Annotated in this window: 9 protein-coding genes; 1 reads left to right on the top strand and 8 read right to left on the bottom strand. The window is 37.6% G+C overall.

Annotated features, from left to right (window positions below):
• The coding region (locus L2737_RS21860) for a MobA/MobL family protein (RefSeq protein WP_248957090.1) at positions 1-679 on the bottom strand (679 nt) is incomplete at its 3' end.
• Positions 680-942: 263 nt separating this feature from the next.
• Here L2737_RS21860 and L2737_RS21855 point away from each other — a divergent pair.
• Positions 943-1221 (top strand): hypothetical protein, encoded by a 279-nt coding sequence (locus L2737_RS21855; RefSeq protein WP_248957089.1) that lies wholly within the window; start codon positions 943-945, stop codon positions 1219-1221.
• Between the two features lie 55 nt (positions 1222-1276).
• On the opposite strand, the gene L2737_RS21850 is transcribed toward L2737_RS21855, so the two are convergent.
• From L2737_RS21850 to L2737_RS21820, 7 genes are all read right to left on the bottom strand, one after another.
• Positions 1277-1807 carry a C39 family peptidase gene (locus tag L2737_RS21850; RefSeq protein WP_248957088.1) on the bottom strand — a complete coding sequence of 177 codons (531 nt, stop codon included), beginning with the start codon at positions 1805-1807 and terminating at the stop codon, positions 1277-1279.
• A 193-nt stretch (positions 1808-2000) separates the two neighbouring features.
• Positions 2001-2489: a DUF2059 domain-containing protein gene (locus tag L2737_RS21845; protein WP_248957087.1), complete on the bottom strand. Its 489-nt coding sequence runs from the start codon at positions 2487-2489 to the stop codon at positions 2001-2003.
• Between the two features lie 49 nt (positions 2490-2538).
• A complete protein-coding gene (locus L2737_RS21840) occupies positions 2539-2790 on the bottom strand; it encodes a hypothetical protein (RefSeq protein ID WP_248957086.1) in 252 nt (83 codons plus the stop codon).
• Positions 2791-3169: 379 nt separating this feature from the next.
• A complete protein-coding gene (locus tag L2737_RS21835; RefSeq protein WP_248957085.1) occupies positions 3170-3538 on the bottom strand; it encodes a hypothetical protein in 369 nt (122 codons plus the stop codon).
• A 111-nt stretch (positions 3539-3649) separates the two neighbouring features.
• Positions 3650-4633, bottom strand: a complete 984-nt coding sequence (locus L2737_RS21830; RefSeq protein WP_248957084.1) for a transporter — start codon at positions 4631-4633, stop codon at positions 3650-3652.
• 252 nt (positions 4634-4885) lie between these two features.
• Positions 4886-5860, bottom strand: coding sequence for a replication initiation protein RepM (gene repM, locus L2737_RS21825; protein WP_248957083.1), 975 nt, complete (start codon positions 5858-5860; stop codon positions 4886-4888).
• Between the two features lie 329 nt (positions 5861-6189).
• Positions 6190-7694 (bottom strand): MobA/MobL family protein (locus L2737_RS21820; RefSeq protein ID WP_248957082.1); only part of this gene is annotated, 1505 nt, incomplete at its 5' end.

Below are 7694 nucleotides of genomic sequence, written 5' to 3'. Positions count from 1 at the left end.
GAGGCTCAATATCTTTGCCTTGATCTGCATAGCTACGGCAATCTATCAAATCGTGCTTATGCTCAGCTAATTTTTCATTGGCAAGCTGCTCCCATAGTTGGCGAACCTCTTTAATCTCAAGACTGACTCGTTCCATGCCAAGCTCACGACGCTTCGTGTCGGACAACTCAATATCGGCTTTGTCAGTCAATATGATTTCATGATTATTGCCCATTGCTGCCGTACGAGTAGTAAACATGATATGAGCATGGAAGTTACGAGGGTCTGCGCCCCGATCAATCTCTCTTTGAGTTGGTTTATGAATAGCACAATCGGCGATCGTGCCGTAACGGTCGGCTAGGGTTTGGGCGAACCTATGCGCCAGTGTCTTACGATCTTGCTCACTTAACTCATGCGGTAGATTAACAAGCCATTCTCTAGCCACTCTTGCATCTTTGCGTTTCTCGGCACTCTCCGCTTTATTCCATAAATCAATACGATCAATAGTAGCGCCGGCAGCAGTTAATGCTGAGGGCAAAATAATATCCGCGCTCATCACACCTGAACGTTTAGAGTAGTCATGCGTCTTACCGTATCGTTTATCCTCAAGCTCAACACCTGCACGATAGCTCGCACTGGCAACTGCACTTTGTCCGCTTCCTCGTGATATTGAATTAGTCGATGCGAGAAAAATAGCCATTTCTGAAAGCTCTATCTATTAGTTTTTAGCACTACATCTTTTCGTAGTTCTGGGGGTGTGGGGGTTTACCCCTGCCGATGTTTTGACTTCATAAATGTATGACCGTAGGGAATAAACATTTGTGAAGTCGAAAACTCGCACTTAGTCAGTGGGACTTCAAACACTGTAGACAAATTATAGCATGGTGTATTGTTGAAGTTTGTTTTAGTTGTTATAGTTGTTATAGTTACAAAAGACAGAAACACTAACGACGAGATATTACTATGAGCATTTTAGATAATAGTGAACTAAAAGAGCAGCAACGTATTAATGATTTACAACTAAAGATCAATCGTGAAAAACAGAAGCTGGATAAAAAGCTAACAAGACAAAAAATATTGTTAGGAGCTTTCATGGCGGAGTTATTAGAGACAGATAAAGTACCAGGACTATCTCAATATACTGCTAAAAATTTAGAAGATTTTTTGACTAGGCAGGGTGATAAAGATTTGATGAGCGAACTGATCAACAACTTAGATAAGTCATCAAAACAGATCTATTAAAAAATGTTAACTACCATTTTCTTAGTTCAACATTTAGATATAAGGATAGTAAAAGCTATATGGGGAAGCGAAATAGCTCAACACTTTGTTGTAGTAATTTCTGATTATTTTGAATTTCCATAAACGCTAAACTAGTATTACTTTTCTGGTCGGTCGTCGTTGGTAAAATAAGTAGTAAACTACCTTTTAGGTTGTCATTAGAACGTGTATGCCACATCGCTTCAAACTGTGATCTGGTTAATGTTCTATTTCCCCAGCTTGAGTCTGCTAATACGATATGTGTGTCGTTAATAGATTTGATGACGCTAAAATGATCACTACGCTTATGATTAAGGTAGACAATAGCAGGGATCTTTAGCTTTTTTAATGTGTCGTAGTTAGTAGCGATACCTTTAGCAGTAAAGCCGTATTTTTGACTAACGACAGCTAAGTCTTGAAAAGATGCCATCATGCTCGTCAGATTCATGTCTGTTAAGATTTGCTCTTCAGTGACTGGCTGCTGATAAAAGTGCGTCAAGATAGTGGATAGTGAAGATGCGCCGCATGAATAATCTAAATCTTGCTTGACGACTTGAGCATCGCGCATTTCTTTCCATGTTGTAATAGGTATATCTGTTATAGACTTTGTTGTAGTTTCAAAAAGAACAGGAGCCGCTAGAGTAGAGGTAGAAATGAGTATTGTCAGCATTCCAAATATTACAGAACACCTTAAATTCAACTGTTGAAATATAGTTTTTATGATCCGTCTCCTTATCCAAGTTGAGTTTGTCATAACAACTTTATTGCGTTAATACACCCATCTCATTCATAGTTTGCTGAACTATGGTTTCTACAATTTGATTTTGTTGGTAGGCTAAACGCTCTGATAGTATGCCCATTTTACTAGCTAAAGACTTTCCAGTAGGACTACTATATAGGTCAACCAAGGCATTCAATTCATCAACGCTAAGCACTTGAGCATATAAAGTAGTCAAGCTTGTTTCATAGTCGTAAGCGTTAAGGTTTTCTGATAAACGTATAAAAAACTCATCAGGAGCCATAGGCATATTATTACGCATCAACTCAATCCCGACTTGGTTAGCCTGTTTATATCCTTGCTTTGAGCCGTCTATATTAATTAATTGACGTGCGAGTGCTGTCTTTTCTGAGTTTTGCGCTTGGAGCGTTACAGAGGCTTGACTGACTTGAACAATGGATAATCCTGATAACCCAATCGTAAGAATCAAAAGTAAACGAATAAAAGTAGTTCTAGTTGATATATAGAGCATCTTCTTTCCTACTAAAAGTTAATTTGGGTAATAAATATTAGAAGAAAATTCATACAGTATCCTCTGCACTAAATATCGTTAAAAGAATGTAAGCCACTGTACTTATAACTAAAGATATACCAACTAAAACCAAAACATTATTTAAAATTATAGGATTGCGCCCGAATAAATCCAGTAGAAAGTTCATTAGAAAAAACAGTAGACCTATAGTTACACTAGCCCAAACCTTTATTTTTCTACTTTTACCAGCACTATTCCCTGATATAAAACCAGCAATCATCATACCTATTTCATCTATCATGAGATTCTTTTATATGAAGAGGTAGTAATACTGCATCAATTTTGTCTAAAAATAGCCAACGTAAGAACAATACTAGAAACATGCCTAACCCACCATAAAACATATCTAAACTGTATAGGTAACCAACATATAAAGCTAAGCCAATGGATAAAAGTCCGGATAAAAAAACGTTGGAATCCACATAATGTAAACATTCTGGACACTGATAAGTCTTAGATTTTTTAAAATCTAAAGGTCTTATTACTTTACCATGACAGCCAGGGCATTCTCTTGTAAACATAGCATCACAAATTCTGTTAATTGGTATTTCAAAGATTTGAAATACCAATCAGTTAAAGTCGATTATACTTAAAGTGTGGCTTCTTATCTTTTGTACTTACTACCATCTGCCTCCAGCACCACCATTACGTCGTTGGTTGCTACTCTTACCACTCCATGCCTTGCCAGTTTGGTATGTACCATAAACCAATCCAGCATTGGACATATGGTGTTTAGCTACTTGACTGGTTACAACACGACCTGCCAAATTTAGCGCAACTGGGAACCATGCTCCTTCAGTTGCTTCCATCTCTTGACTAGAGATAGATTTAACTTGTAAGTTTTCACTATCAGCAAACGCATAGCTCATATCTGATGTAGATTGACCAATTAAGCTTACGTTATTTTGCACTTCGTCAGCTGCCATAGCAGAGATACTCAAGCTTAAACCAAGAGCTGATGCAGCAACAATTTTAGTTAAACCCTTCATTACGTATTCCTTTTTAGTAAATTAAGTTTGGTGGGCTGTTGTCTTTTAGTCCACTGGCCAAGACAACGTTTTCAGGATGGTTTGGATTGGTTGCCAGAATTTAAAAACTATTTAATTATTAAGAATTTCTCGTTCTTTATTTTTTCGATATTGCTGTGATATAGGTGGCGGCAGCTTACCAAGCTTAGTAGTCATTCCTAGAGATAGCGTACTTCCTGAATCTCCTGAAACATCAGCACGTAAATTAGCTGTAAGATTACTACGCTCTGTTAACGCATAGGCCATACCGAGGTTTAAGCTGGTTTCAGTACGCCTAGCACGGTCAACCTCTGTATTGGGGAATTTGTCACCTTCTATCATGCGCCAACCGACTCCCGTATTGAGCGTAATGTCTGGATTAACCGCAAATGCTACAGATCCTGATAAAGAAAAAATATTACCTATATCGATTTGATCAGGAAAACCTTCAGGGGGACTTAAAACTTTACGAGTATTGTTATACTGATATGTGCCTGTCAAGCTCAAAGCAATAGGATCATTGACGGTGTACACCGTACTACCTACAAGTGCAGAGCTAGCTGTTTCTTTCTCAAATCCAGAAGTATTATCGTATAAAGATAACTCGGAAAAGACCAAGCTATCAGGCAAAATTTTATGGTTTTTAGTAAGCTGGTATTGAGTCGTTAAGGATACATCTTGAATCCTAGTATCACTCTGTGTTGAGACCTTATCTTCATTCTCTTGGCGTTGCTCAAGCACTAATCCATTAGTTTTTACACCTACTTCCCAGGCTTCGCTAATACCATAACGTAGCCCTACTGTTCCGATAACGCTATCCGTATTAACTATCCCTTCAGTAGGGAGATTAGGAATAGTGACAACATTCCCATTACCTAAATCTATAATATTTGAACCTTGTGACGAAAGACTAGAATTATTTTGGTTAAAATAACTTATGGTTGTATCTAACTTAAATCTGCCCTTATCTGTTGTTAGGCTCTCTATAGTTAATGGTAAGTCTGCATGACATAATGAGCTAAAAGTACAAGCTGCAACTATAGTAATAATAGTCCCAAAATAAGAGTTATGAGACATCTATTCTTCCAAAATTTTGATAATTAAATAAACATTAATTGGATAATAATCTATCTATATTTGATTGCATACTAAAATAAACTTTACACATGAATAAAATTTACTAAGTTACACAATTTCATATTATTATTTGTGTTATACCCCAAGGAAACTAGCTATTTCGCCCTTCAAACCTATTAACAGACCACTTAAAATAGACTGATATAAAGGAACCACTTATAACAGTCTATTCTAGGTCGTTGGTTTTTGTCGTTATCTTGAGAAGTCATAGTCTGCTTCATTCCCATCTAAATATTCACGTATAGGACGTTTCTTACTGAATTTGGAAGCGTCTTTTTTGATTTCACCAACTATAAAATCACTATATGCTGACCAGTTCTTACCAGCGTCGCCTTTAGCAAGACCGCTATACATACTTATAAACTCTTTATGTCGACTGATACGCCACAGCTGCTTGTCAGACAATCCATCAATCGTGAACATATCACCGTTATCAACATCACGAGGCTTAGCTACTTGCTCAGTCTTAGGTTTTGGCTTTTCATGAACTGTAAAGGTGAAGCCTATAATACTGCGTCCTTTTTTTACATTCTCATATTTTACTTTTAGATCTGATTTCTCATTAATCTCACTGATAGCTAAGTCTAATACTCGCTTTTTAAGGTCATTCATTCTTTTATATTCACTGACACCTAGCCCCATTTGTTGTCGAAAGATTTCTAACGCAAAACAAGGTGTCTTCTTAGCAGAGCGCCACTGAGTTAAGAGCTCATAAAGCCGCACTGAGTACACACTATTGAACTGTGTCGTTTGCTCCAATAAATATGAAGTAAAAAACTGCTCCAAACCATCAATACGGCTAATTCCCTTAACAACGGCAAGCGTGAATACTAAATCCATTGCTCCTTCGCCATCATGGTATTGCACCTGCTGTAGCCAACGGCTTTTAATAGGTTTTTTATTATCGTCAAAGTAGGTGAAGCGTCTGTTAAATAAAGTCTCTTCAGCATCCTTCATACGCTGGTAAGCATTCTGTCGTGTGGTATCAAATACCTCTGCATAACGCGTGGCATCAATTCGTAATGGCTTATCAGTACTTAACCCTGTGGCTGTTTCTCTAGCATCTACAATTGCTAACTGGATGATGCGTACTTCAGCCAATGATAAGTTTTGTAGTGCTTCATTTATCTTATTGGTCTTAACTACTAGGTTTTTTTTATTGTTCATTGTCATTACTCTAATGAATAAATACTCACTTTATATTAAGTGACAAATAATAACAAGTCACCTTACGGTGGCGAAAGGTCATTTATGCGACATAAAAAAATATGTCACATAATGGTAACTAAACGTCACCTTATAGGTAACTAAACGTCACCTTATAGGTAACTAAACGTCACCTTATAGGTAACTAAACGTCACCTTATCACAGCTACAGCCCTTTGATACCAATCCACTCAGAGCGCTTAAAAGCATTTAAAAGCATTTAAAAGCATTAAAAGCATTTCTGGTTGTGTATAACTAATAAAAGAAAACGAAAAAGAGGATATGTAAGATTAGAAATCTGGTGACAGATTATTTCTACTTTGACTTGTATTACTAATCTCTATTCCTCTATCGATGACTTTTAAACCTTCATTAATGCTTCTTAAATCAACCTCAGTTAACTTTTCAGCATAATCAGTAGTAAAGCTACTTAAACTATCCCCAAGCTCTTTAGCATGCTTCTGGGCGCTCTCAGTACTACTTAGTGTATTTAGTCCTTCGTATGCGATCTTGTATTGCTTAGCAGTCAATCTGAGAGTCTTATTTATATGTTGTTCTGCTAAAGCTCTGCTCTCATCTGTTTTTTCACTGTTATTCGTATATTTGGTTAAGGCAGCTAGATAGGGCTCTACTGTTAAAATTTCTGCTGTTACTCTGCTAGTATCATTTTTACCTAGTTTTGATTGATATTTTTGTCTTAGCTCAGCCCTCTGTTTGTCTATATGAACTATAAACCTATCAAAATCTGCTGTGACTGTTTGGTAATGTTCCCTTTCTTGTGAAGGGAAGTTTAACAAGTGAAATACGTGAGGATTATTCTCTAATACTTTGACAGTATTGATCTTGTCAGTAGCAAGCCTTACATTTTGTCTAAAATCTGAACCTTGATTTTCATTGATCCCTAATTTTTTCGCAAAGTCATCAAGCACCGTCAGTTGTCTCTTGTCAAAACGTCCTTTTGTATGCCGGTCGAGTAATATATAAGCTAGCGTCTTAGCTGCGTCCTTAACATCATTACTTCTTTGAACATCTCCGAGCTTTGAGCCGTCAAGCTTTCTATCTGTTTCTCTAATCGCTCGATCAATTCGTCTTTTTCGCTCAAAAAAGGCTCGTTCGTACTTGTTATCGAAAGGGCTTGGGGCTGGTTTTGCTCTTTCTGTAATGCTGTTATGGATTCTTGAAGCTTCTGATTTGCTGTTTGTAACTCTTTGTTTTGTTTCATCACTTCGCTTTGGTAAGTTTTTGCATCGTTCAGCTGCCCACTCACCAACTGATAAGACTCTCTCATGCTTGTCAGTGATTTCATCAATTCGCTTTGGTAAGTTCTCACATCGTTTAGCTGCCCAATCATTTGCTGATTCTGCGTCTCTAGTTCTAACTGCGTTTTCATCAATGACTCGTTGCGTTCTATCAATGACTGATTCTGTGTATTTGATTTTGTCAGTGATTTCTCCAAGCGTTCGATTAACTCTATCAATTCGGTCACGGTTCTCTCTCTCAAAAATAATTTTGTTAGACGCTTCTAGCACCAAGCTATTACGCTCTGCGATCATGGCGTTAATTTCACCCCTGATCGTCACTGGGGCAATACCGTTAAATACCTCGCCTTTTTCCTTTGCTGCCGTTTTAGCTTTCTCATATGCGTCACGCTCCAGCTTTGTCGCAACGCTGCCCATCTTAAGTTGAGGCTCAATATCTTTGCCTTGATCTGCATAGCTACGGCAATCTATCAAATCGTGCTTATGCTCAGCTAATTTTTCATTGGCAAGCTGCTCCCATAGTTGGCGAACCTCTT

Origin of the sequence: Shewanella electrodiphila (genome assembly GCF_023283985.1) — a bacterium.
Taxonomy (GTDB): domain Bacteria; phylum Pseudomonadota; class Gammaproteobacteria; order Enterobacterales; family Shewanellaceae; genus Shewanella; species Shewanella electrodiphila.
This window is presented reverse-complemented; position numbering and strand designations above follow the sequence as displayed.

Coding starts and splice junctions, on each gene's coding strand:
- L2737_RS21850 (WP_248957088.1), bottom strand. CDS start 1,807: ATGCGCGATGCTCAAGTCGTCAAGCAAGATTTAGATTATTCATGCGGC.
- repM (WP_248957083.1), bottom strand. CDS start 5,860: ATGAACAATAAAAAAAACCTAGTAGTTAAGACCAATAAGATAAATGAA.
- L2737_RS21835 (WP_248957085.1), bottom strand. CDS start 3,538: ATGAAGGGTTTAACTAAAATTGTTGCTGCATCAGCTCTTGGTTTAAGC.
- L2737_RS21845 (WP_248957087.1), bottom strand. CDS start 2,489: ATGCTCTATATATCAACTAGAACTACTTTTATTCGTTTACTTTTGATT.
- L2737_RS21840 (WP_248957086.1), bottom strand. CDS start 2,790: ATGATAGATGAAATAGGTATGATGATTGCTGGTTTTATATCAGGGAAT.
- L2737_RS21830 (WP_248957084.1), bottom strand. CDS start 4,633: ATGTCTCATAACTCTTATTTTGGGACTATTATTACTATAGTTGCAGCT.
- L2737_RS21855 (WP_248957089.1), top strand. CDS start 943: ATGAGCATTTTAGATAATAGTGAACTAAAAGAGCAGCAACGTATTAAT.